This window comes from Nostoc sp. (assembly GCF_036917655.1).
Taxonomy (GTDB): domain Bacteria; phylum Cyanobacteriota; class Cyanobacteriia; order Cyanobacteriales; family Nostocaceae; genus Nostoc.
Genome location: NZ_JBALCY010000057.1, coordinates 1 through 25,453 on the forward strand (window position 1 = coordinate 1; position 25,453 = coordinate 25,453).

The 25,453-nt window shown below is 43.2% G+C and carries 12 protein-coding genes; 5 read left to right on the plus strand and 7 right to left on the minus strand.

The annotated features are described in order from the left end of the window. On the plus strand, positions 1 to 5,430 hold a 5,430-nt coding region (locus V7K30_RS19000), incomplete at its 5' end, for an ATP-binding sensor histidine kinase (RefSeq protein WP_442941081.1). Positions 5,431 to 5,814: 384 nt separating this feature from the next. Beyond that, a complete protein-coding gene (locus tag V7K30_RS19005) occupies positions 5,815 to 11,250 on the plus strand; it encodes a trifunctional serine/threonine-protein kinase/ATP-binding protein/sensor histidine kinase (protein ID WP_335001860.1) in 5,436 nt (1,811 codons plus the stop codon). A 5-nt stretch (positions 11,251 to 11,255) separates the two neighbouring features. On the opposite strand, the gene fabD is transcribed toward V7K30_RS19005, so the two are convergent. The 6 genes from fabD to V7K30_RS19035 all read right to left on the minus strand — a co-directional run bounded on the left by fabD (position 11,256) and on the right by V7K30_RS19035 (position 20,152). Further along, positions 11,256 to 12,137, minus strand: coding sequence for an ACP S-malonyltransferase (gene fabD, locus V7K30_RS19010; protein ID WP_335001862.1), 882 nt, complete (start codon positions 12,135 to 12,137; stop codon positions 11,256 to 11,258). Positions 12,138 to 12,355: 218 nt separating this feature from the next. Next, positions 12,356 to 13,348: a beta-ketoacyl-ACP synthase 3 gene (locus tag V7K30_RS19015; RefSeq protein WP_335001864.1), complete on the minus strand. Its 993-nt coding sequence runs from the start codon at positions 13,346 to 13,348 to the stop codon at positions 12,356 to 12,358. A gap of 113 nt (positions 13,349 to 13,461) precedes the next feature. Then, positions 13,462 to 14,484, minus strand: coding sequence for a phosphate acyltransferase PlsX (plsX, locus tag V7K30_RS19020; RefSeq protein WP_335001866.1), 1,023 nt, complete (start codon positions 14,482 to 14,484; stop codon positions 13,462 to 13,464). A 239-nt stretch (positions 14,485 to 14,723) separates the two neighbouring features. Continuing rightward, complete coding sequence (locus V7K30_RS19025; RefSeq protein WP_335001868.1) at positions 14,724 to 16,208, minus strand: leucyl aminopeptidase; 1,485 nt, start codon at positions 16,206 to 16,208, stop codon at positions 14,724 to 14,726. Positions 16,209 to 16,414: 206 nt separating this feature from the next. Further along, positions 16,415 to 17,584 carry an EcsC family protein gene (locus tag V7K30_RS19030; RefSeq protein ID WP_335001870.1) on the minus strand — a complete coding sequence of 390 codons (1,170 nt, stop codon included), beginning with the start codon at positions 17,582 to 17,584 and terminating at the stop codon, positions 16,415 to 16,417. Positions 17,585 to 17,881: 297 nt separating this feature from the next. Next, positions 17,882 to 20,152 (minus strand): RelA/SpoT family protein, encoded by a 2,271-nt coding sequence (locus V7K30_RS19035; protein WP_335001872.1) that lies wholly within the window; start codon positions 20,150 to 20,152, stop codon positions 17,882 to 17,884. Positions 20,153 to 20,515: 363 nt separating this feature from the next. Between V7K30_RS19035 and patD the strand changes: the two genes are divergently transcribed. Continuing rightward, the gene (gene patD, locus V7K30_RS19040) at positions 20,516 to 20,869 is read left to right on the plus strand and encodes a heterocyst frequency control protein PatD (RefSeq protein WP_335001874.1); all 354 of its coding nucleotides are present in this window, start codon (positions 20,516 to 20,518) and stop codon (positions 20,867 to 20,869) included. Positions 20,870 to 21,051: 182 nt separating this feature from the next. On the opposite strand, the gene V7K30_RS19045 is transcribed toward patD, so the two are convergent. Next, positions 21,052 to 21,648 (minus strand): TetR/AcrR family transcriptional regulator, encoded by a 597-nt coding sequence (locus V7K30_RS19045; RefSeq protein ID WP_335001876.1) that lies wholly within the window; start codon positions 21,646 to 21,648, stop codon positions 21,052 to 21,054. 400 nt (positions 21,649 to 22,048) lie between these two features. Here V7K30_RS19045 and V7K30_RS19050 point away from each other — a divergent pair, with 400 nt between their 5' ends. Continuing rightward, the gene (locus V7K30_RS19050; protein WP_335001878.1) at positions 22,049 to 23,638 is read left to right on the plus strand and encodes a DHA2 family efflux MFS transporter permease subunit; all 1,590 of its coding nucleotides are present in this window, start codon (positions 22,049 to 22,051) and stop codon (positions 23,636 to 23,638) included. Positions 23,639 to 24,112: 474 nt separating this feature from the next. After that, positions 24,113 to 25,045, plus strand: coding sequence for a ribokinase (rbsK, locus tag V7K30_RS19055; protein WP_335001880.1), 933 nt, complete (start codon positions 24,113 to 24,115; stop codon positions 25,043 to 25,045). The last annotated feature ends 408 nt before the right edge of the window (positions 25,046 to 25,453 follow it).

The following is a 25,453-nucleotide window of genomic DNA, read 5'->3' on the forward strand; positions in this document are numbered from 1 at the left end:
ATCAAACCCGCCAATATTCTAATTAATCCCGAAACCAAACAAGTTAAATTAATTGACTTTAGTATTGCATCTTTACTGCCACGAGAAACTCAAACACTGATGAATCCTAATGTGTTGGAAGGGACACTTGGTTATATTTCACCTGAACAAACAGGAAGAATGAATCGCGGGATTGACTACCGGACTGACTTCTATTCTTTAGGTATTACTTTTTACGATTTAATCATGGGAGAGTTGCCGTTCCAATCAAATGATCCGATGGAGTTGGTACATTGTCATTTAGCAAAACTTCCACCAATGTTAGGAGATAGGGAAGAGATTCCCCAAGTTCTATGTGACATCGTAATGAAATTGATGGCGAAAAATGCTGAAGACCGCTATCAGAATGCATTGGGGCTGAAATTTGATTTAGAAAATTGTTTATCTCAACTCCAAGAAACTGGTGAAATTAAGAGTTTCCCAATTGCACAACGAGATGTGTGCGACAGGTTTATTATTCCTGATAAACTCTATGGAAGAGAAACAGAAGTATCAACCCTACTCCAAGCATTTGAAAGAGTTAGCCTTGGTGCAACAGAAATGATGCTGGTAGCTGGTTTTTCGGGTGTTGGTAAAACCGTTGTAGTTAACGAAGTTCATAAACCGATTGTTAGACAACGTGGTTATTTTATCAAAGGGAAATATGACCAATTTCAACGAAATATTCCCTTCAGTGCATTTGTGCAAGCCTTCCGGGATTTAATGGGTCAATTATTAACAGAAAGCGATGCTAAAATCCAGCAATTTAAAACCAATATTTTAGCGGCTGTAGGTGATAATGGACAGGTAATTATTGAAGTCATCCCCGAATTAGAAATAATTATTGGTCAACAACCACCCGCTACAGAATTATCAGGAACTGCGGCACAAAATCGATTTAATTTATTATTCCAGAAATTTACCCAAGTCTTTACCAGTGACAAACATCCATTAGTGATGTTTTTAGATGATTTGCAATGGGCTGATTCGGCATCATTGATGTTAATGCAGTTATTAATGGCTGATACAAAGCATCTTTTCTTAATTGGTGCCTATCGTGATAACGAAGTCAACCCAGCACATCCGTTAATGTTGACTTTGAATGATATCCAAAAAACAGCAGCCACGATTAATACGATTACTTTAGCACCACTGAGTCAAGGACAAGTGAATCAATTAGTTGCTGACACGCTGAAGTGTTCAGAAAATTTAGCTTTGCCTCTTTCTCTATTGATATATCAGAAAACTCAAGGTAATCCGTTTTTCGCTACACAGTTTCTCAAGGCATTACACCAAGATGGATTAATTGAATTTAACTTGGAATCAGGGTGTTGGCAATGTGATATCACACAAATAAATCAGCAAACAGTTACAGATGATGTCGTTAAGTTCATGGCATTTCAATTACAAAGACTGCCGGAATCAACTCAAAAACTGTTAGAATTAGCGGCTTGTATTGGCAATCAATTTGATTTAGCAACTTTGGCAATTGTTTCGGAAGAATCAGAAATTGAAACGGCTGCTAGTTTATGGAAAGCTTTAGAAGAAGGGTTGATTTTACCGATTAGTGATATTTATAAGCTTTATCAAGGAAAAACTAATGATGAATTAGTTAGTAAAAATGAGAATAACAATAAACAATTAGCTCAATATAGATTTTTACATGATCGAGTACAACAAGCTGCCTATTTCCTTATTTCCGAAAACCAAAAACAACTAACGCACCTTAAAGTTGGACAACGGTTATTCAATGCCACACCCGAACAACAGCGAGACGAGAAACTGTTTGAAATTGTTAACCAATTGAATCAGGGAGCCGGATTAATTACTACTCAAACTGAGCGGCACGAACTAGCAATGCTCAATTTTGCAGCTGGACAAAAGGCAAAATCTTCAACTGCTTATGTAGCAGCAATGCAGTATTTAAATCGAGGCATTCAACTGCTAACTACAGAAGGCTGGCAACATTGTTATGACATGACTTTGGCTCTGCATGAGTTAGCTGCCGAAGTTGCTTGTCTGAGCGGTAATTTTGAGCTAATGGAGCAATTTGTGGATGCTGTATTGCACAATGCCCGACACTTGCTAAACACCATTAAAGTCTACGAAGTAAAAATTCTGGCCTATGTGGCGCAGAGCCAGCAACCCGAAGCGATTAAAACCGCTCTCACAATTCTAGAATTATTCGGAATTGTGTTCCCAACTCAGCCCAGCCCAGCAGAGATTAATCAAAGTTTACAAGAAATCCAGTTACTTTTGAACGGAAAGCAACTAGAAGAATTGCTGAAATTGCCTGAAATGGTCGATCCTGAAGCCCTAGCAGCGATCCGAATTCTGGCAGCAGTGACAGCAGCAGTCTATCAAGCGGTTCCGCATCTCTTACCAATGATCGTTTGCAAACAGGTTTGCTTATCGATTCAACAAGGCAATGCTAGTGTATCTACGCTGGCTTATGCTTGGTATGGGGTGATTCTTTGCATCAATGGGGAAATTGAATTGGGGAATCAGGCAGGTCAACTGGCATTGGATCTCCTGGCAAAATCTCGGAGTCAGGAATTCAAAGCCAGCACGATTAATATGGTGTATCCGTTTATAAAGCCCTGGAAATATCCAATTCAAGCGTCTCTCGTTCCTCTGCTGGAGGGATATCACAGTGGTCTGGAGATGGGTGCTTTAGAATATGGAGCTTATTGTGCTTACAATTACTGTTCCCTATCCTTTTTCTTAGGCAAAGAACTAACTGTTTTGTTACAAGAAATGGCAGCTTATAGTCAAGCCTTGGCTCAACTTAAACAGGAAGTTGCTTACAACTATCTGAATGTTTTCTATCAATCTACTTTAAATTTAGCGTCAACTTCAGTCGGTCAAAGTCATCTCCCTTGGCAATTTCAAGGTGTAGTCTATAATGAAGCCGCAATGCTGCCCTTGCACCAAACTGCCAACGATCTTTACGCCATCGGTACGCTGTACGTTAATAAATTGATGCTTTGCTACCTGTTCCAAGAATGGCAGGAAGCCATTGCGGTGGCAGACTCTGCTCAACAATATTTACATGGGGTGGCTGGCTGTTTCATGGTAGCAATTTTTCATTTTTATGATTCGCTGACCCAGCTTGCTGCCTTACCTCATACTTGTGAGGAGGAACGAGAAAGATTGCAGCAGCGAGTTCTTGTGAATCAGCAAAAACTGAAACAATGGACATATCATGCTCCCATGAACTTCCAGCATAAATATTCTTTGGTCGAAGCAGAAAAATGTCGCGTTTTCCGGCAGAAAACAGATGCGATGGAACTTTATGATCTTGCTATTCAACTCGCTCAAGAAAACCAATATCTCCAAGAAGAAGCCCTAGCTAACGAACTCGCCGCCAAGTTCTACCTCGACTGGGGCAAAGAAAAAGTCGCTGTTGCATATATGCAAGAAGCTTATTATTGTTATGCCCGTTGGGGAGCAAAAGCGAAAGTGGAGGATTTAGAAAAACGTTATCCTCAACTACTGCAACCAATTCTGCAACAGCGACAACTTAACTTCAATCCTCTAGAAACCATTGCTTTTCGTGGGACTTCCTCATCTACTCGCACGAATACTACTAGCAGTACTAGTATTTCGGATATTCTAGATTTTACCTCTGTTCTCAAAGCTGCTCAAGCTATTTCCAGTTCTCTAGAATTAGATCAACTCATTACCAGCCTCACGCGGATTATCCTAGAAAACTCTGGCGCGAAAAAATCTGCACTAATTCTTCCCCAAGATGATACTTGGCAAGTACGAGCAATTACCTTAATTGAGCATGAGGAAATACAAACTATCCCAAATACACAATCACTAGATAATTGTCAAGATATTCCCGTAAACATTCTCAATTACGTCAAAAATACCAAGAAAACAGTTGTTATAGACAATTGCAAAACAGATATTCCGGGTTTAATTGGGGAATATATGCACCGAATCCAACCCCAGAGTGTATTATGTACCCCGATTATTAATCAAGGGCATTTGGTAGGGATTCTTTATCTAGAAAATCAACTGACTCAAGGGGTATTTACTAGCGATCGCCTTTCTGTGATCAATTTTCTCTGCACTCAAGCTGCGATTTCTTTGGAAAATGCCCAATTATATAATCATCTCCAGGAGCGAGAAAAGTTTCTCAATAGTATTTACGAAGGTGTTGGCTGTCTCATCTTCGTGATTGATGTCCGGGATAATGGTAGGTTTGAGTACACAGGATGGAGCAAATCCTGCGAACTAGAGGTTGGTATACTTGCTTCCGAAGTGCTGGGTAAAACTCCCCAAGAATTCATGGCTGCTGATGAAGGTGCAGCAGTGGAGCAAAAATATCTGCGTTGTTTCCAAACCGAAATACCTATCACCTATGAAGAATGTCTAACATTTAACGATCAGAAAACTTGGTGGTTAACCACACTCAGTCCATTAAAAGATGAGACGGGCAAAGCTTATCGCCTAGTCGGGACAACTATTAATATTAGCGATCTCTACGAGGAGCTTCGCTTACGCAAACAAGCTGAGTCAGCGTTAACAGAAAAATCTCAGGTACTCGAAACAGCCTTAGAAGATTTACAACAAGCGCAATTACAAATTGTTCAGAGTGAGAAAATGTCTGCATTGGGTAATTTAGTCGCAGGGGTAGCCCATGAAATGAATAATCCTTTAGGCTTTATTTCTGCTAGCCTCAAACAAGCTAAACCCACTGTTGCAGATATTGTTGAACACTTGAAACTATATCAATCAAGTCTACCAAATCCGAGTGATGAAATTACCGACCATGCTGAAGAGATCGATTTGGATTATACCTTAGAAGACTTACCCAAGGCAATTGATTCAATGGTGATGGCGTGCGATCGCCTCAAAAATATTAGCACCAGTCTCCGCACTTTCTCGCGTGCTGATAAAGATTACAAAGTGCCGTTTAATATCCACGAAGGTATCGACAGTACGATTTTAATTCTCAAACATCGCCTGAAAGCAAACGAACAGCGTCCAGCAATTGAAGTGATTAGCAATTATGGCAATTTACCTAAGATTGAGTGTTTTCCTGGACAATTAAATCAGGTATTTATGAATATTCTGGCAAATGCAATTGATGCGCTGGATGAATCAAATACGGGACGAAATTTTGAGGAAATTAAGACCAATCCTAACCGAATTATAATTAAAACCTCCCTGAAAAATGAAGGCGTGAAAATTGCTATTGCTGATAATGCTAAGGGAATGGATGAATCAGTGAAACAAAAGATTTTTGACCACTTATTTACTACGAAAGCTGTAGGTAAAGGAACGGGATTAGGATTAGCGATCGCTCGTCAAATTGTCGAACAAACTCACGGCGGGAAATTAAGTTTTAACTCTGTTTTGGGTGAGGGAACAGAATTTATAATTGAAATTCCACTGTAAAGTTTTGAAGATTGTTGGCAAACAACTGCACTATAGGAATCCGATTTGATTGCGTGAAAAAATCTAAGTATATGTAGGGTCAATACGGTTCGGTTAAGATCCCCCCGCCTGCGGCGACCCCCTTTTTAAGGGGCTAAAAGAGGGTTATGAGCAAGCCTTTTTAAGGGGGGTTGGGGGGATCTTCAAAATATTAAAACGTTAACCGAACCGTATTGGATGTAGGGTGTGTTACGCCAGTTGCTACAACGGATAGCGCAGCGTTAGCGAGTCATCGAGCGTCGGGAACCTCCGCAACGCACTGGCTCCCCTACGTATATTCAAAAATCAAATATGAGTCCTATATCCGGGAACACTAAATTTGGAAGTCTTAAACATAAGCGCAGTATGGTTAGCACTAAAGTCAGCATTCCCGGATATCAACTTAACGAAGAACTATACAATGGTTCGAGAACCCTAGTTTATCGAGGGGATCGAGAAACTGACTCTTTAAGAGTGGTGATTAAACTACTGAAAAATCCTTATCCGAGTTTCAGCGAATTGGTGCAGTTTCGCAATCAGTACACCATTGCCAAAAATCTCAACTCACCCCTAATCATCCAAACCTACAGCCTAGAACCTTACCAAAATGGCTATGCGTTGGTGATGGAAGACTTTGGGGGAATTTCTCTTAAAGAATGGGAAACAGGGTCAAGCCTACGAAATCTCACAGAGTTTTTAGAAATAGCGATCGCACTGTGCAATACCTTAGATATACTTTACCGCGAGCGGATTATTCACAAAGACATCAAACCCGCCAATATTCTGATTAATCCCGAAACCAAACAAGTTAAATTAATCGACTTTAGTATTGCATCTTTACTACCACGAGAAACACAAACACTAATCAATCCCAATGTCTTAGAAGGGACACTAGCTTATGTTTCCCCAGAACAAACAGGCAGAATGAATCGGGGGATTGACTATCGGACTGATTTTTATTCTTTGGGTGTAACTTTCTACGAATTACTTACAGGTGAGTTACCTTTTGAATCAAACGATCCGATGGAGTTGGTGCATTGTCATATTGCGAAACTTCCACCCTTGGTACATAAAATTAACCCACAAATCCCGTTTGTACTCTCGGAAATCGTTAGTAAATTGATGGCGAAAAATACCGAAAATAGATATCAGAGTGCCTTGGGACTGAAGTTTGATTTAGAAAATTCTTTAAATCAGTTACAAGTTTATGGTGTAATTAGGGATTTTGAGATTGCGCGATGGGATGTGTGCGTAGGCGTAGCCCGTCGTAGACATCGCTTCATTATCCCCGACAAACTTTATGGAAGAGAATCAGAAGTATCAACCCTACTCCAAGCATTTGAAAGAGTCAGCCTTGGTGCAACAGAAATGATGTTGGTAGCTGGGTTTTCGGGAATTGGTAAAACAGCGATTGTCAACGAAGTTCATAAACCAATTGTGCGGCAACGCGGTTATTTTATCAAAGGGAAATATGACCAATTTCAACGAAATATTCCCTTGAGTGCATTTGTGCAAGCCTTCCGAGATTTAATGGGGCAATTGTTAACAGAAAGCGATGCCCAAATTCAGCAATGGAAAAATAAGATTTTAGATGCTATTGGAGAAAATGGGCAGGTAATTATTGAAGTCATCCCCGAATTATCAAGAATTATCGGTCAACAACCACCAGCGATAGAGTTATCAGGAACGGCGGCACAAAATCGATTTAATTTATTATTCCAGAAATTTACCCAAGTCTTTACTAGTGACGCACATCCATTAGTGATGTTTTTAGATGATTTGCAATGGGCTGATTCAGCATCGCTGATGTTAATGCAGTTATTAATGGCTGATACCAAGCATCTGTTCTTAATTGGTGCCTATCGTGATAACGAAGTCAACCAAGTACACCCGTTAATGTTGACTTTGAATGATATCGAAAAAACAGCAGTCACGATTAATACGATTACTTTAGCGCCACTGAGTCAAGGGCAAGTAAATCAATTATTTGCTGACACACTTAAATGTACAGAAAATTTGGCATGGCCTCTTTCTCACTTGGTATCTCAGAAAACTCAAGGTAATCCATTTTTTGCTATACAGTTTCTCAAGGCATTACACCAAGATGGATTAATTGAATTTAACTTGGAATCAGGGTGTTGGCAATGTGACATTACCCAAATAAATCAGCAAGCGGTTACAGATGATGTTGTTAAGTTCATGGCATTTCAATTGCAAAGACTGCCTCAATCAACTCAAGAGGTGTTGCAGTTAGCCGCTTGTATTGGCAATCAATTTGATTTAGCAACTTTGGCAATTGTTTGGGGAAAACCAGAAATTGAAACGGCTGCTAGTTTATGGAAAGCTTTACAAGAAGGGTTGATTTTACCCATTAGTGATGTTTATAAGTTTTATCAAAATTCGTCATTGATCATTGATCATTTGTCATTAGAAAATAACAAACAAATGACAAATGACAAAGGACAAAGGATAGCTTCATATAGATTTTTACATGACAGAGTGCAACAAGCTGCCTATTCTCTAATTCCTGATAACCAAAAACAAGCAACTCATCTCCAAATTGGCCAATTACTTTTACAAAATTCCTCTCAAATCCAACAAGAGGAAAAACTGTTTGATATTGTCGGGCATTTGAATTTAGGAATTGAGTTAATTACTCAACCAAGCGATCGCCAAGCATTAGCTCAACTGAATTTGAAAGCTGGAGTCAAGGCGAGAAATTCTACAGCTTACGTCGCAGCAAGGGTTTATTTGCAAACAGGGATTAAGCTATTACAAACAAACTGCTGGCAAGATCAGTATGAATTGACTCTAAATCTGTATGTGACGGCTGCGGAAACTGCCTATTTGAATGGTGACTTCGAGGGCATGGAACTATTAACCGCAGTGGTATTGCAACAGACACAAACAATTTTTGACAAAGTGAAAATCTACGAAATTCAAATCGCGGCATTAACGGCTCAGAGCCAAATGTTAGGGGCGATCGCGGTGGGAAGAAAGGCACTGAGTCAATTAGGGGTGGATCTCCCGAATGCAACCGATGAAGCCCAAATCGGCAAAGTGCTACAAGAGGTGGCAAGCCTTCAAAGCCGCAAAAATATTGCCGAGCTGATTGACCTGCCCGTGATGAGCGATCGCACCGCCGAAGCCGCGATCCAACTGTTAGGAGTTTTGTTTCCAGCAGCGATCCAGGGAATGCCAGGGTTACTGCCCCTGTTGAGCGCGACGATGGTGCGGTTGTCGCTCCAGTTTGGCAATGCCCCCGCCTCGATAGTCGGCTATGCGATTCATGGCATGGTGCTGTGTGCCTTTTTGGGCGAAGTCGAAACAGGCTACGGATTTGGTCAATTAGCGCTCTCGTTGCTGGAACGGTTGAATGCTCTCTTAATGAAGTCTATCACTCTAAACCTGTTTGGGGCTTTCATCCAACATCACCACGAAGCACTGAGAGCAACGATATCGACGCTGAAAGATAGCTACACGACTGGTATGGAAACTGGCGATTTTCTCTCTGCTGGCTACAGCGCAATATCCTACATGAATATTGCGGTTTTCGCAGGTGTAAACCTGGACACTTTAGAACCCGAATTCGCCGCTTACAGTGCTGCTTTGGCGCAGGTGAAACAAGACTCGTCGCGGATTTATTTAGACATGGTGCAGCAAACGGTGCAAAATTTGCGTGAATCGGTGAGCCAACCCCATCTCTTAATTGGCCAATTCTACGATGAAACAGTGATGCTGCCAAAGCACCCGCAGGATAACGATCTCACGGGCATCGCCCTTGCCTACAGCTACAAACTGCTGCTTGCCTACTACTTTGGCAATTATCAGGCTGCCCTCGACCACATCGCCCAAAACAAATCCTATTTGATGGCAGTATCGGGAATGGCTCACGTTCCTACTTTCCATTTTTATGCCGCCCTAACGCACCTGGCACTCTGCCCCACCCAGCCAGAACCCCAGCAAGCCGAAATACTTGAGCGAGCAGCAAGCCATGAAATAATTCTGCATCGCTGGGCGCAGAATGCCCCGATGAATTACCAACATAAGGTTGATTTGGTAGAAGCAGAAAAATATCGAGTCTTAGGAAAAAATTATGAAGCAGGGGATTGGTATGATCGCGCCATTTCTGGAGCAAAAGCCAACGAATATATCCAGGAAGAAGCTTTAGCAAACGAACTAGCAGCCAAATTCTATCTCAATTGGGGCAAAGAGAAAGTCGCCGCCAGCTATATGCAGGAAGCCTATTACTGCTATGCCCACTGGGGAGCTAAAGCTAAAACTGATGATTTGGAAACCCGTTATCCAGAGCTGCTTTGCCCGATTTTGCAGCAGTCCGATCCCTCGGTGACAATGTTAGGCACACTAGCGACGAGCGCATCTCCCACCTATTCTCTTCACTCCAGCAATCACAAAAGTTCTAGCAGTTCCAGCATCAATACAACCCTCGATTTTGCTGCCATTCTCAAAGCCTCCCAAGCACTTTCGAGGACGATTCAATTAGAGGATCTGCTCCACCAACTGGCCCAAGTTATTCTGCAAAATTCGGGGGGCGATCGCTGTGCGTTAATCTTACCCAACGAGAATCAAGTTTGGGAAGTGCGGGCGATCGCCACATCCACCGCCACCGAACTCTACTCCGAACCCCTGGAAAACAACCCCAATCTACCCGTCAAACTGATTCAATATGTCAAAAATACTCAACAAGTCGTGGTGATTGACGATTTAGAAACCGATTTACCCGTAATTGAGGATTATTTGAGACTACACCAGCCGAAAAGTATCCTGTGTTTACCCATTCTCAATCAAGGACATTTGCTCGGTATTTTGTATCTCAAGAATCGCTTAACCAGTGGTGTGTTTACCAGCGATCGCATCATTATTCTCGACTTCCTCTGCACCCAAGTGGCTATTTCTCTAGAAAATGCCCGACTTTACAATCAAGTCCAGCAGACTCTCACCGACTTGCAACAAGTCCAGTTGAAAATAGTTCAAAGTGAAAAAATGTCGGCGCTAGGTAACTTAGTCGCTGGTGTAGCTCACGAAATCAACAATCCCGTTGGCTGTATTATTGGCAACGTTGGTGCTGTCCAAGATTCCATCAATGACCTATTTGGGTTGATTGACCTCTACAACGATAAATTTCCCCAACCTGGCACGGAAATTGAAGAAGAATTAGAGACAATCGACCTGGAATATTTACGAGATGATTTACCCAAGTTAATCAGAGCCATGACAGATGGTGGCGATCGTATCATGTCTATCAGTAAGAGTCTCCGTACTTTTTCCCGTGCCGATAGCGACCAAAAACAAGCCTTCAATCTCCACGAAGGGATTGATAGTACGATCTTGATTTTACGCCATCGTCTCAAGGCAAATGAGACTCGTCCAGCGATTGAAGTTGTCACCAACTATGGTAATTTACCTCCAGTAGAATGCTTTCATGGGCAACTAAATCAGGTATTTATGAATATTTTGGCTAATGCTATTGATGCATTAGATGAATCTAACCAGGGATGCAATTTTGAAGAAATTAATGCCAATCCTAACCGCATTACAATTACAACCTCAGTCGAAAATCATCTAGTTAAAATTGCCATTGCTGATAATGGAAAAGGGATGAATGAACAAATCAAAGAAAAAGTATTTGACCACTTATTTACTACAAAAGCTGTGGGTAAAGGCACGGGATTAGGATTAGCGATCGCTCGTCAAATCGTCGAAGAAACCCACGGTGGTAAATTGAGTTTTAACTCTGTTTTAGGTCAGGGTACAGAATTTTTAATTGAAATGAAGCTCTAAAAAAATTAAACAGGTAAATCAGCAGCACTCTGGATGTTTTTTAATATTAAGTCAGGGCTACTACGTTTAATCAAGCCAGTTAGGACTTTACCAGGCCCAATTTCCAATACTTGCTCGATACCGTTGGCTGGTAATTGCAGAGAAATTTCTCGCCACCGTACAGAACCAGTCATTTGTTTGTTCAGGCGTTGCTTTAAAATCTCGGCATCAATAGACGGAATTGGTTCTACATTAGACAACACCGGCACAATAGCTGGCTGAAATTCCACAGATTCTAGAATGTCTTGGAATTGGGCAGCCGCTGGTGCTATTAAATGTGAGTGAAATGCCCCAGAAACTTTTAGGGGAATAGCACGCTTTGCTTTAACTTGAGACATCACTGCTTGTACAGCTTCAGTCGTACCTGAAATTACCACCTGAGCCGAACTATTGTCATTTGCTAGCACCACATCAGGCGTTTGAGCAATGACTTTTTCCAAATGTTCACGGTCAAAGTTCATCAAAGCCGCCATCATTCCACCGACCGCACTATCCATGAGTTCTGCACGACGCTTTACTAGATATAAACCAGCCGACCACTCAAAGACACCCGCTATGTAAAGGGCAGTATATTCTCCCAAACTGTGTCCAGCAACTAAATCTGGCTGGTATCCTCGTTCTCGGAGAAGGTCAGCAAGAATGCTTTCTACCACATAAAGAATTGGCTGGGTGTATAGCGTCTGTGATAACTTTTGTTCTTCGTTTTGACAGATTTCTGTTACAGACCAGCCCAAAATTTCCTCAGCTTGGGCAAATTTATTTTTAGCGGCGGGTATATCTAATAAGTCCATTCCCATTCCCAGCGCTTGAGAACCTTGTCCGGGAAACACCCATGCAGTTTTAGTCATTGGTCATTGGTCATTGGTCATTAACAAAGGACAAAATATTTACCGAATTTTAGATTTTAAATTTTGGATGGAATAATTCAAAATCTAAAATTTAAAAAGTCTCAGAGTAAGCGAATTTAAACGCGAGAACCAATCTAAAATCTCAAGTTCTTGATCGAAGAAAGAGCATTTATGCATAGGGTCAATCTAAAATCTAAAATCCAAAATCCAAAATTGAGTCACCTTCCCCATTTAAAAATTGCCGCACCCCAGGTAAGACCGGCACCAAAGCCGGATGCAGCAACGATGTCATTGGGTTTAATTTTACCTTGCCGCACTGCTTCATCCAAAGCTAAGGGAATAGAAGCAGCAGAAGTATTGCCGTACTGAGCGAGATTACTGATAACTTTATGTTCTGGAACATTCAGGCGTTGGGCAACGGCATCGATAATTCGCTGATTGGCTTGATGCAACAACAGCCAATCTATTTGGTCAACACTAAGGTTGGCTTGAAACAAGGCTTTATCAATGATTTCTGGCACTTTTTGGACAGCAAAGCGGTAGACTTCTTTGCCGTTCATAGTAATCGGTTGGTAAGTGCCTTTGGTGATATTTACACCAGTGAGCAGTTCTTGGGAAGCGCCTGCATAGGCAAGGTTGAGGTGATGGTTTTGAGTGCCATCACTTTTAAGGGCAAATCCCAATAAGCGATCGCTTTTAGAAGCCTGCAATACTACTGCCCCTGCACCATCACCGAACAATACACAAGTACGGCGATCTTCCCAATCTACCCAGCGAGAGAGGATATCTGCCCCTATCAACAGTACATTTTTATAGACACCTGTTCTAATGTATTGGGCTGCTGTAACCAGACCAAACACAAAGCCGGAGCAGGCAGCGGTCAAGTCAAAGGCGACTGCGTTGGTGGCTCCCAATAGAGCCTGTACTTGACAAGCACTACCAAACAAATCATCAGGGGTGGAAGTCGCTAGCAGAATCAGGTCTAGGTCTTCTGGTTTGATTCCCGCAGATGCGATCGCCTGACTGCTGGCGGCAGTGGCGAGTCCACTTAAGGACTCAGATGGCAGAGCTAATCGTCGTTGACGAATTCCCGTTCTTGTGGCTATCCACTCGTCTGATGTTTCAACTACTTCACTTAATGTCTGGTTGTGTAGAGAAGTTGCTGGTACTGCCGAGCCACTTCCGGTAATTGCTACGCCTAAGTTTTGCACTCCTAATCTCCCCAGCTATCAGCTTTTTGTCTGTTGTCTTTTGTCTTTTGTCTTTTGTCTTTCGTCCTAGCAAATGACAAATGACAAACGGCTCATGACTTATAACTGAATCGCTAACCGCTCTCACGCTCTAGGATATATTGGGACTGAATTCGTTGTATCACCTGGTTGTCAACAGCTTCTTTTGCCATGCGAATTGCATTAAAAATTGAAGGAGCTTGGGAGCTACCGTGACCGATAAAACAAACTCCTGCCACGCCTAACAGCAAAGCACCACCATGTTCTGCGTGATCCATTCGCTGCTTAACCCGCTTCAGGTTTGGTTTTAAGAGTGCTGAACCGATTTGACCGTGCAATCCTTGGGGTAATTCTTCCCGCAGAATTTGCAGAATCACTTCTCCAACCGCTTCGGCAAATTTTAATAATACATTGCCAACAAAGCCATCGCAGACAATCACATCAAAGCGACCGGAAAGCACATCACGCCCTTCGGCATTACCAATAAAATTAATTTGGGGATTTTCGCGGAGCATTTGGTGGGCGCGGACGCTTGCGTCATTGCCCTTAGAGTCTTCTTCACCGATATTCAACAAACCCACTTTAGGTTCGGTTGTGCCCAAGACATACTGACTATAAGCCGAACCCATAACGCCAAACTGTTCTAAAAACTTGGGGCGGCAATCTACATTCGCGCCGACATCAAGTACCAGCACTGGTTTCCCAGCAATAATGGTAGGAAAAACTGTCCCTATGGCTGGGCGGTCAATTCCCGGCAATCGTCCTAAGCGAAGCAAAGCTGATGCCATAGCTGCCCCAGAGTGACCGGCAGAAAATACGGCATCTGCCTTTTGCTGCTTGACTAAATCCATCGCCACATTGATAGAAGCCTTGCGTTTGCGTCTAACTGCATTTAAAGGCTCCTCATCCATTGCGATCGCTTCCTCAGCAGTCACGATCTCCACCTGCCCTAAATTCGTTTTTGGCGGCAAGGCAGCTTCTATTTGTTGGGGATCACCAACCAACAATACATCTACACCCAATTCTTCCCGTGCTCGCAATGCGCCAGCAACGATTTCACCGGGTGCGTGATCCCCTCCCATTGCGTCAATTGCGATCCGTACGCGAGTCGATCTCATTGCTCAGAGCTTTTAGAAACCTTACAAATTTTACCAGATGGCTTTGCCGAAAAAGCTTAACTTTCTGACCGCCAAATTATTTCTGTTACTATCGCAACAATTTTTGCTGGCAAGCTCAAGATAGCACGAATTGTTTGGGCATGGGACATGGGACATGGGGCATGGGGCAATTCAATTTTGGATTTTGGATTAAATTTCAATCTAAAATCCAAAATCTAAAATCTAAAATTCTTGCTCCCCTACTCCCCACTCTCTAGTACCCAATTAACTAGCGTCCGAACGCCGTAGCCAGTTGCCCCCGCGCCGTTGTAGCCATTTTCTTTATCTGTCCACACTGGGCCGGCAATATCTAAGTGCGCCCAAGGGGTTTCTTTGACGAATTGCTTGAGGAAAAGAGCAGCGGTAATTGCACCACCCGGACGCGGCCCGGTATTTTTCATGTCCGCTATACCAGACTTTAGCCCTTCAAAATATTTTTCTTCCATTGGCATCCGCCAAATCTTTTCCCCTGAAGTTTCAGCAGCTTTCTCGATCTGGGAAGCTACAGCATCATCGGGAGTGTACAAACCAGCAATATCGTCACCCAAGGCAATGACGTTGGCACCAGTCAGGGTGGCTAAATCGACGATCGCATCCAAGCCCAATTTGTCGGCATACACCAAGGCATCTGCTAAGGTTAAACGTCCTTCAGCGTCGGTGTTGTTCACTTCGATTGTTTTGCCGTTTGATGCGGTGAGAACGTCTCCAGGGTGCATGGCGCGACCGCTAATCATGTTTTCAGCTACCGCCGAGATAAAGTGAACCTCAACATCTGGCTTAATTTGAGCAATTGCTTTTGCCGCGCCCAAGGTAGCAGCTGCACCGCCCATATCCATTTTCATGGTTTCGATGCCGCTACCAGCACCTTTAATGTTGAGTCCGCCGGAATCGAAGGTTACACCTTTGCCAATAATTGCTAGTTTCTTTTTGGGTGTACCTTCTGGCTTGTAAGTCAGGTGAATGAATTTAGGTGGCAGTTCGGAAGCTTGTGCTACTCCCAAAAAAGCACCCATACCCAAATTTTCACAGTCTTCTTTTTCCAGAATTTCTACTTGTAAACCGTACTCCTTGGCGATCGCAACAGCAGTTTCTGCCAAAGTAATTGGTGTTACCGCGTTGGCTGGCGCTGCTACTAACTGCCGGGCCAAATTTACCCCAGAAACGATTTGATTGGCGCGGGTGATGGCTGCTTCTTGTCCACCAAATCCTAGTAAATCTACGGTTTCTATTTGTGAACCTTTCTCTTCTGGTGGTTCTGATTTAAAGCGAATATCTTGGTAAAGCGCCAATTCGACACCTTCTGCGATCGCTTGGGCACTGGCGGCTGGCTCGTTGTTCCATAATGGAAAACTAAATCCCAGAATTTTGCTTTTTTGCTTTTTTCCTACCCTGGCTACAGCAGCAGCAGCGCGTCGCAAAGTGTCGAGTTTCAGTGCATCTGGTTTACCCAAACCTACCAGAATCAATTTACGCACTGGGCTACCAGCATTCACACGGGTGAAGATGGTGCTGTTGGCTTTACCTTTAAATTCCTCTTCAGCAATTAGTTCTTTTAAGACCCCGGAAAACTTTTGATCTAAAGTTGCCAGTTCGCCGGTTAACTCTACTGCATCTTCAAATAATCCAATTGCCAAACTATCGCCTGCCCACTCTAGCAAAGGCTGATCACTAGGTTGAATTGTCATTTTGGGATTTTGTGTAAATATTCCTTCCTGTACCAGTATTGCTCAAAATTCTTGTTTCAGGCTGAGGGGAGTGAGGGAGATGAAGGAGCAAGAATTTTAGATTTTAGATTTTGGATTTTAGATTGAAATTTAATCCAAAATTTAAAATCCAAAATCCAAAATGGAATTGCCCTATGCCCTATGCCCCATGCCCTATGCCCTATGCCCTATGCCCCAATTCCATTTCTATCAATGTCAAATTTCCTGGCGATCGCTGCGATTATTTGTTGCTCAAGTGGTGTAGTCTTATTGTCAAGCTGGGCAATTTTGTCACACTGAGCCAATAAGGGTATGGCAAAATCACGATTTAGCTGATTGAGCAGTATATCTAAAGACTTAGGTGATTTGATATTTTGAGCAATAGCATCCAACGAGGTAGGACTGAGTTTTACAGCTTGTAAGTCTGGCAAAATTTCTGACAAAGTCTTGTTTGGATGACTAGCAAGGATCATGTGAACTAAGATTTGATCCATGACCGCTTCTTGAGCGATCGCACTTTCGAGATACTTTTCACTTTCAGCTTTTAATGTTGCCAATGTCTGTGGCGATGCCAGAGAAGTTGATTCATCTAGCTTCGTTTCGTAAAATCGACAAGCAGCATACCCCAATGAATAGATCATCGTCGCATTTGAACTAGCTCCAATCACCGCACCCGCCAAGGGCACATTTCGCAGCAAGCCTAACCCCGCAGCTTTCAACAAACGCCCTCCACCCAAAGCCAACCCAAAAATTGCCAAAATTTCACCTTTACGGGCAGGATCTTTTAAATCTAGCCCGTAGACAGATGCAATTTGATAAAGCATTTCTGACTGCAATTGTGTTGTGGCTGTTAAATCAATTGCCAACAATGCAACCGCTATTCCTGGTAAAATACTAGTGGCTAGTCCAACTGTGCCTGCTTTAGTTGCTTTTTCGACCATGATTCGGTGAGCAATCTGGCTGGGTAATTCATTTGGATACTGTTTCTTAAGCTTGTTTACCGCAGTTTCTGCTTTTTCCAAATCAACAAGGTTAGTATCACTAATTAGCCAATTGAGATTTAATACTCCAGATAGTTTTCTAATCAGCCAATTGTCGCTGAGGCGATTCACAAAGTGACCGCTGCTTTGAGTTGTTTGCTCAATGAATTTGTGTGTTTCTTTCGCCGTGGCTTCACCCACTCCCACTGCTGTGTCTAAAACTGCTTTGCCAGTCTGAGCAACAGTTTCAACAAAAGACTCTAATGTAGATGGTTCATTTCCTAGTGATGATTGAGCCTGGATTTTTACTTCTGAAGTTTCTCTGGGTGAATTAACTAATTTATTCACCTCTATTTCTTGTTGGGGTTTGTCTGCCATTGCTTGACACCATCTTGTAAAGCCTCTCTGTTTAAAGTTGTAGCGAAATGTCAGTGGCTTTACATCCCTCTAGAAACGTAAATATCACGGGGAGATTCCGAAACCAAATATCACTAACATCAAGCGTATTGATGATATATAAATACAATTACAAGCTTGATGGCGTTCAGTTGTCTTACTATATCTGTTACTACAACCTACTTGATTAAGCGATCGCTATTAATTTTATAACAAAATAAATATTATTAGCAACTTAAATTGGTGCGTTACATTGCGTTAACGCACCCTACCAATTATTTACTCGTCAATTTGACCAACGCGGCGGATATTCAAAATGTCGCTCATTTTCTTAATTTGGACGAAGACTTGCTCTAGTTGAGAGCGATCGCGTATATCTATTCCTAAGTCCATCAATGCAGGTTGACCAGTAGAGGTTTTCACCTGGGCATGGCGGACATTGATCCCTTGGTCACTCAATCGTGACAAAATATCCTTTAGCACCCCTACGCGGTCAAGGGCTTCAATTTGAACATCCACTGCATAAGTGTGCGGACGACCACTATTTTCGGCGGTTGGGTTCCACCTAACTGGTACTAAGCGCTCATACTCCACAGTCTCCAGATTATGGCAGCCTTGGCGATGAATTGCAATCCCCCTACCTCGCGTCACTACACCAATAATCGGTTCGCCAGGAATCGGGGTACAACACCCAGCTAAATAATACACCAACCCTTCCACCCCAACAATTGGCGAATCTGTGGAGCGGGAGGTAGTTGCAGGTGTATCTCGCAAAGCTTTTGATGTAGTTGATTCTTTGGGAATAAATAAGGGCACACTGGAAACTGGTTGTTGTCCTTTCGCCACTTCTCGCCAGCGATTTAGTACTAGGTTCAACGTCACTTCACCGTAACCCAAACCAGCGAGTAAATCTTCCACGCTATGGTAGTTACACTTTTCGGCGACAGTCTCCATCGCATCTGACTTCAGCAAACTATCAAAACCAGTTTTACCAAGTTCCTTTTCTAACAATTCCCGTCCACGGGCGACATTTTCTTCCCGGCGCGATCGCTTGTACCATTGTTTTATCCGATATTTCGCCGCCGAAGTTCTGACGAAGTTCAACCAATCCAAACTCGGATGGCAATTCTTTTGGGTCAGAACCTCTACAATATCGCCATTTTGCAGCCGCGTTGACAGTGGCACCATTCGCCCATTCACCCGCGCCCCTGAACAGTGGTTTCCTACTTCCGTATGAATGCGATAAGCAAAATCTACAGTGCTAGAACCGGGACTTAAAGGAACAACATCCCCCTTAGGGGTGAAGACATAGACATCATCTTCAAATAAATTGTCTTTGACGCTATCAAGATATTCTTGTGCATCCTTGAGATCAGTTTGCCATTCCAGCAGCTGCCGCAGCCAAGTAAACTTGTCATCTGTCGCTGTCAAATGGCTAATGCTAGAACCTCCTGTTTCTTTATACTTCCAATGGGCGGCAATCCCATACTCGGCGATATGATGCATTTCGATTGTCCGAATTTGCACCTCCAAAGGACGACCAGTTAATCCAATCACCCCAGTGTGCAATGACTGGTAACGGTTAGGCTTTGGCAGTCCAATATAGTCCTTAAATCTCCCAGGAATTGGCCGAAAAGCATCATGAACCACCGCCAACGCCCGATAGCAATCCTGATTGGTTTGAACAATAATCCGCAGCGCTGCCAAATCGTAAATTTCATGAAATTCCTTTTGCTGCCGATGCATTTTTTGGTAAATGCTATAAAGGTGCTTGGGACGACCACTGATATCCTGAAAGTGGATTCCGGTTTCCTGCAAACGTTCTCGCAAAATGTCTGTAGCTTTGGCCAATTTCTCTTCTCGCGCCGTCCGTTTTTCGGAAACGTACTCTTGCATTTGGCGAAAAGCTTCTGGTTCCAAATACTTAAAAGCCAAATCTTCGAGTTCCCATTTAATCCGCCAAATCCCCAAGCGATTGGCTAAGGGTGCGAATATATCTCGCGTTTCCTGGGCACTGCGGCGGCGGCTGGCCTCTGACATATATTGTAAAGTTCGCATATTATGCAAACGATCTGCCAATTTCACCACAATTACCCGAATATCTTGCGCCATTGCCAAAAACATCCGCCGGAAGTTTTCCGCTTGGCTTTCGGTTTTGCTGGTGAAATTGATTTTAGAAAGCTTGGTGACACCTTCGACCAATTGTCGCACTTCTGGGCCAAAGCGTTCTTCTATTTCTTGACTTGTAACTTCTGTATCTTCAACGACATCATGAAGAAATCCAGCTGCTATCATAGCAGCACTACCTCCCAAGTCACGCAGCAAGTCAGCCACGGCAATGGGATGAGCAATGTATGGTTCTCCAGATTTTCGGTATTGACCTTGATGCAGTTGGTAAGCAAATTCAAATGCCCGGCCAATTAAGACTACATCATTATGCCTTCGGTCATCTTCCGCTTCGCTGTTACTTGTGGATGACTCCTTCAAACATTTTTTTAACCATTCTGGAATGGCAAGATCAACTGATGAATTTATAGCTATGCTGCTCATACAATTGGGTTTGGATAGGATCGGTAGATAAGTGACTGATAAATAAAACTGGCAGCATCGCCGTGAAAAGATGCTGTTGCTCGAAAAAGCAGTGTCAGGATGCTTCTCGAATTGCCGATAGCGGAGCGTAAAGCCTGCGGCATGGCTCTGTACGAGACGCGTAACTTGCTTACGCTCAGGGCGACGCAGGAGCGTCTGGTAGTCATCCAGTTTGAGTTTCAAGGATCATAAAGAAAGAAAATCCATTGATGGCAAACAAAGCCCCAAATCACGATTTGAGGCTTTCAGTGCTGATCAGCGCTTAAGAAAGTTTATTGTAGAAGAAAAATTACTTGACATTAATACTATCTTAACTAGCACTGGATGTCTTTAAATCGTGAGAAATATCAGGCACTCGTAACCTTACTAGAGCAATTACGCTCCGATGCCACAACTACGCAAATTGTTGCACCCGAACTGCGGCAAGGTGTAACCTCGTTGCAGCAATTTTTTGGGCAGCAGATTGTGCCTTTGGCTGATGAAAACTGGCGAGTGCAGTCTTATCAAACGGAGATGAGTAAGCAATTGCGCCTGTTGGAAATAGATGTCATGTTTTTGCAAGGAGCGCGGCAGGCATCTACTGCACAAACGAGACTTCAAACGATTAGCGATCGCTTGACAACCCTCATTCAGTACTGTAATGCTATTCTGCAACCAGAAGCGGAAGGAGAAAAATAACAATTGTTCACCTTTTTCTCTAATTAATCCATCATCTCATTTACAACCGTTCATGAAAAGTTATTTTGGCAACAAGTTGGGCATTAGGCATTGGGCAATTCAATTTTGGATTTTGGATTTTAAATTTTGGATTAAATTTCAATCTAAAATCCAAAATCTAAAATTCTTGCTCCCCCTACTTCTTACTCCCTACTCCCTACTCCCTTCATAAGAAGATTCATTGTGCGGCGCATGTATGCTTCTACTGGCTCGGTTGTGGGTTTGAAAATCAATGCATAATATAGTGACCCGCTTACAAGGTCGATAATTAAGTCTACATCTGCATCCTTGTGTATTTCCCCTCTAGACTTGGCACGCTCAAGTACTTTAGAAAAGGCTTCACGTCGGAGTTTTGTATATTTTGTCCAGTAAACCTCTGCAAACTGAGGATTGCTAGATGCTGTACTAATGATCAGGGCGAGTGTCTGACGACCAAGGGGACTATCTATTTTTTTGGCGGCATTATTGATCAGGATATCCATGTCTCCCCAGAAACTGCCAGTATCGGGGATCGCTAAATCATCTCTGAGACTTTCTATAGCGTCTGCAACTAGTTCTTCTTTGGAAGTGTAACGCCGATAGATGGTCGTTTTACCAACTCCAGCCCGGGACGCGATCGCCTCTATACTCATGCTTTCATATCCTACCTCTGCAAGCAAGTCTAAGGTTGCTTGCAAAATAGCTTGGTCAGCGTAGATGCTGCGTGGGCGTCCAGAGGGGCTGTTGATTTGCTTACTCATAAAATATCATCCCCAAGCAATATCTTCTTGACAATTTGCTTCTACCTTTGGGCAGAGAACATAGCCTATGGGAAACAAATAAACCCTATAACCCAGTTCCCATGCACGAAAACAGTAGGAGTGACCATCCATCTTTAGCATAAGTATTTCTGCCACTTTTCATTAAAGTCTCTCTTGACCGTTTTTATATGATACGCTACCGTAGCGTATACATACAATATTTAATTTTAGCTTTGGCGACGCCGAGTAGTCCAAGCCAGGTATGGCTTTGATTGCCGATTTTAGATTTTGGATTGTTTTTTGGTTCAAGCCCCGCCCCCTTGTGGTCTCTTTCAATCCAAAATCGCAAATCTAAAATCCAAAATTGATTGACATCCTCCAAATATTATTTGTGCTAACAATGGCTGCCAACATTAAAAGTTCTACCTTTGACCAATTTGGTTATGTCCAGGGGCCATTGAAGTGGGCGATCGCTTTCACGGCTTCCCTTGGTGCAATCTTAGAAGTAATTGATACCAGTATTGTTAACGTTGCCTTGACTGACATCCAAGCCAGCCTGGGTGCAACTGTCAGTGAAGTAGGTTGGGTGGTGACTGGATATGCGATCGCAAATGTCGTCTTAATTCCTTTATCTGCATGGCTGGGAAATTACTTTGGGCGCAAAACCTACTTCATCTTCTCGTTGATTGGCTTTACCCTTGCCTCGGTTTTATGCGGGTTGGCATTTAATCTACCGATGCTGGTTTTTTCTCGAATTCTTCAAGGTTTATGTGGTGGCGGGTTGCTAGCTAAAGCACAAGCAATTTTGTTCGAGACTTTTCCACCTGCTGAACAAGGTATGGCCCAGGCAGTTTTTGGGGTAGGTGTAATTGCTGGCCCAGCCATTGGCCCGACTTTAGGAGGATTCTTGGTAGATGGTTTGGGCTGGCGGTGGATTTTCTTTGTTAATATTCCCTTTGGGATCGTTGCAGTGGCGATGTCCTTTGCATTTTTGCTCAAAGACAAAGATAAGAGCGAGACACAAAGCCAAGCCGTCGATTGGTTCGGGATTGGGTTTTTGGTCATTGCTGTTGGCTGTATGCAAACTTTGTTAGAGGAAGGAGAGGAAGACGACTGGTTTTCCTCCGGTTTCATCACCACGTTGGCGATCGCTAGTATTATCGGATTGGGACTGTTTATTTGGCGAGAACTGAAAACAGATCACCCTGCTGTGGATTTGAGAGTTTTGCGTCACCGTTCTTTAGCTGCGGGAAGCGTTCTCTCAGCACTGGTGGGTATGGGGCTTTATGGCACACTCTTTGCTGTGCCGATATTTGCTCAGAGTGTGTTGCACTTTACGGCAACGCAGACAGGACTATTATTAGCGCCTGGGGCTTTAGCGTCTGCGATCGTTATGGTTTTATTAGGCAAACTGTCTAGTAAAATTGATGCCCGATTTTTAATTGCAATGGGCGCTGTCGGCTCATCTGGAGTCATGTTTCAACTAGCAACAATTACCCCACAAACCGGCACAGATGATTTATTTTGGCCATTGGTATGGCGTGGGGCTTTTACCGTGTTGATGTTTCTCCCTTTGAGTTTGGCAGTTTTAGGCCCGCTACCCAAACAAGATGTTTCTGCCGGCTCTGGTTTCTACAACCTCACCCGACAACTAGGTGGTAGCATCGGTATTGCCCTACTCACCACTCTCCTTGACCGACGAGAGGCTTTTCATCGAGCCATGCTATTAGGAAAACTTAGTCCTTATGACCCAGAAACCAATCAGCGCCTTGATGCACTCAACGGGGCACTCCAAGGTCAAGGCATGGATGCGACTACAGCTCAACAACAAGCACTAGCTATATTAAGTCAAACAGTAGATACTCAAGCTGCTGTTTTGTCTTACGCAGATTGCTTTCGAGTCGTAGGCGTGGCGTTCCTTTGTTCATTACCCCTTTTATTATTCCTGGGTAAAGGCGGTGCAGGAGCGAAAGCGCCAGTCGGTCACTAGCACTCTTTTATTACTCTGAAAAAATAAAAACATTTGTAGCGACTATCTTAAAAGTCAAGCGATCGGATCGCTTCTATTTTCTGCCGAGCTTACCTTTTGTGTTGAGCAGCAGCAATGCTTATCTCAAATTCAATCTTCTGTTGAAGGAGATACCAAAAAACTGCACAATCCTTATCCACGGGGTTGTTTGCCTTGGGCTACTTGGATCATTGCTCGACTTGGTGGATGGTCTGGTTATACCTCTGGGAGACCTCCTGGAATCCCTACCCTTGTTCATGGTTTAAGACAATTTGAATCCATCTTTCTTGGCTGGAAACTCGCTCTGGGTGGACTTGTGTATACACGGTAGCCTTTTTAAGGGGGGCTTTTTCTAATCTTTACCCTCTTTTTAAGGGGGTCGCCGCAGGCGGGGGGATCTTATCCGAACCGTATTGGCTGTAGTATTGGGCTAAAGGACTTTAAAAATCAACAAAAATGAGTATTATCGTCTTCGGCAGCATAAATATAGACTTGGTAGCAACAACACCCCGGTTGCCAGTTGCCGGAGAAACGTTGCTAGGAGAAGAATTTTTTAAAGTTTCGGGAGGGAAAGGAGCTAATCAAGCCGTAGCATTAGCAAAATTGGGAATTCCTACTCAAATGGTGGGGCGTGTAGGTGCAGACGGTTTTGGTGTAGAACTTGTCAACAATTTGCAAGCATCTGGTGTGCAGATTGATAATATTTTCGTGGATGAAACTGTTAGTTCTGGAGTCGCCATCATCGCCGTAAATCATGCTGGGGAAAATCAAATTATTGTAATTCCTGGTGCAAATGGGTGTGTCAATCAAGAAGATGTAGAACGATTGTCCCATTTATTACCAGAAGCTACAGCACTGCTTTTACAATTAGAAATTCCGATTACTGCCGTGGTTGCAGCCGCTAAAGCCGCAAAAAAAACCAAAATAAGGGTAATTCTCGACCCTGCACCCGCACAATCTGATTTTCCAGATGAACTTTACCCATTAGTAGACATTATCACACCGAATGAAGTTGAAGCCGCGCAGTTAGTGGGTTTTCCTGTGGATGGAGAGGAACAAGCAGCCAAAGCAGCTGGAGTTTTATTACAACGGGGTGTGAAATGTGCGATCGTCAAACTGGGTGCTAAAGGTGTTTTTTGTGCCACTGCTGAGGAAAAGTTTTTTGTACCGGCGTTTCCAGTTCATGCGGTTGACACAGTAGCTGCTGGCGATGCTTTTAATGGCGGCTTAACTGCGGCACTTTTTGAAGGACTTTCTTTACATCAGGCAATTGTTTGGGGTGCAGCAGCAGGTGCTTTGGCGACAACAAAACCAGGCGCACAAACTTCGCTATCTGATAGGTTTACATTTGATGCGTTTCTTAGGGAAAGGGCATCTGTGAGAGGTTAGAATAAAGTGCTTTTTGTCAATCAATTAAAATACTCAAAATTCTTAATAAGAAGATCATGTCCGCTTGATTGCTTATTAAAGCCGAAGAACCCCACCCCCCCAAAGCTATGCTTTGTCTCCCTGCCCCTAATGCCCAGACGGGGCCCCGAGTTCCCCGCTCTTCGGGCTACGGTATACACACAAGTCGAAAAAAGCTCGATTTCTCATTTCTCCTTGTTCTCTCGTTCCCATGCAAAGCTAGGAATGGTTGATTAGAGGCTGCTGCCTCCAGTCAGAATATTGAGTCAGAGACTCAATGAATGCATTCCTCATGCAGAGCATGGGAACGAGTCAAACGAGTCAAGCCTAATCAAGCTAGGTTTTTAGGACTTGTGTGTACACAGTAGGCAGGCGGCGAGAGGGTTGGGG

What these genes read in the sequence shown, in the direction of transcription:
- V7K30_RS19005 (WP_335001860.1), top strand. Translation starts at nt 5,815, where the DNA reads ATGGTTAGCACTAAAGTCAGCATTCCCGGATATCAACTTAACGAAGAA.
- fabD (WP_335001862.1), bottom strand. Translation starts at nt 12,137, where the DNA reads ATGACTAAAACTGCATGGGTGTTTCCCGGACAAGGTTCTCAAGCGCTG.
- plsX (WP_335001866.1), bottom strand. Translation starts at nt 14,484, where the DNA reads ATGAGATCGACTCGCGTACGGATCGCAATTGACGCAATGGGAGGGGAT.
- V7K30_RS19025 (WP_335001868.1), bottom strand. Translation starts at nt 16,208, where the DNA reads ATGACAATTCAACCTAGTGATCAGCCTTTGCTAGAGTGGGCAGGCGAT.
- V7K30_RS19030 (WP_335001870.1), bottom strand. Translation starts at nt 17,584, where the DNA reads ATGGCAGACAAACCCCAACAAGAAATAGAGGTGAATAAATTAGTTAAT.
- V7K30_RS19035 (WP_335001872.1), bottom strand. Translation starts at nt 20,152, where the DNA reads ATGAGCAGCATAGCTATAAATTCATCAGTTGATCTTGCCATTCCAGAA.
- patD (WP_335001874.1), top strand. Translation starts at nt 20,516, where the DNA reads ATGTCTTTAAATCGTGAGAAATATCAGGCACTCGTAACCTTACTAGAG.
- V7K30_RS19045 (WP_335001876.1), bottom strand. Translation starts at nt 21,648, where the DNA reads ATGAGTAAGCAAATCAACAGCCCCTCTGGACGCCCACGCAGCATCTAC.
- V7K30_RS19050 (WP_335001878.1), top strand. Translation starts at nt 22,049, where the DNA reads ATGGCTGCCAACATTAAAAGTTCTACCTTTGACCAATTTGGTTATGTC.
- rbsK (WP_335001880.1), top strand. Translation starts at nt 24,113, where the DNA reads ATGAGTATTATCGTCTTCGGCAGCATAAATATAGACTTGGTAGCAACA.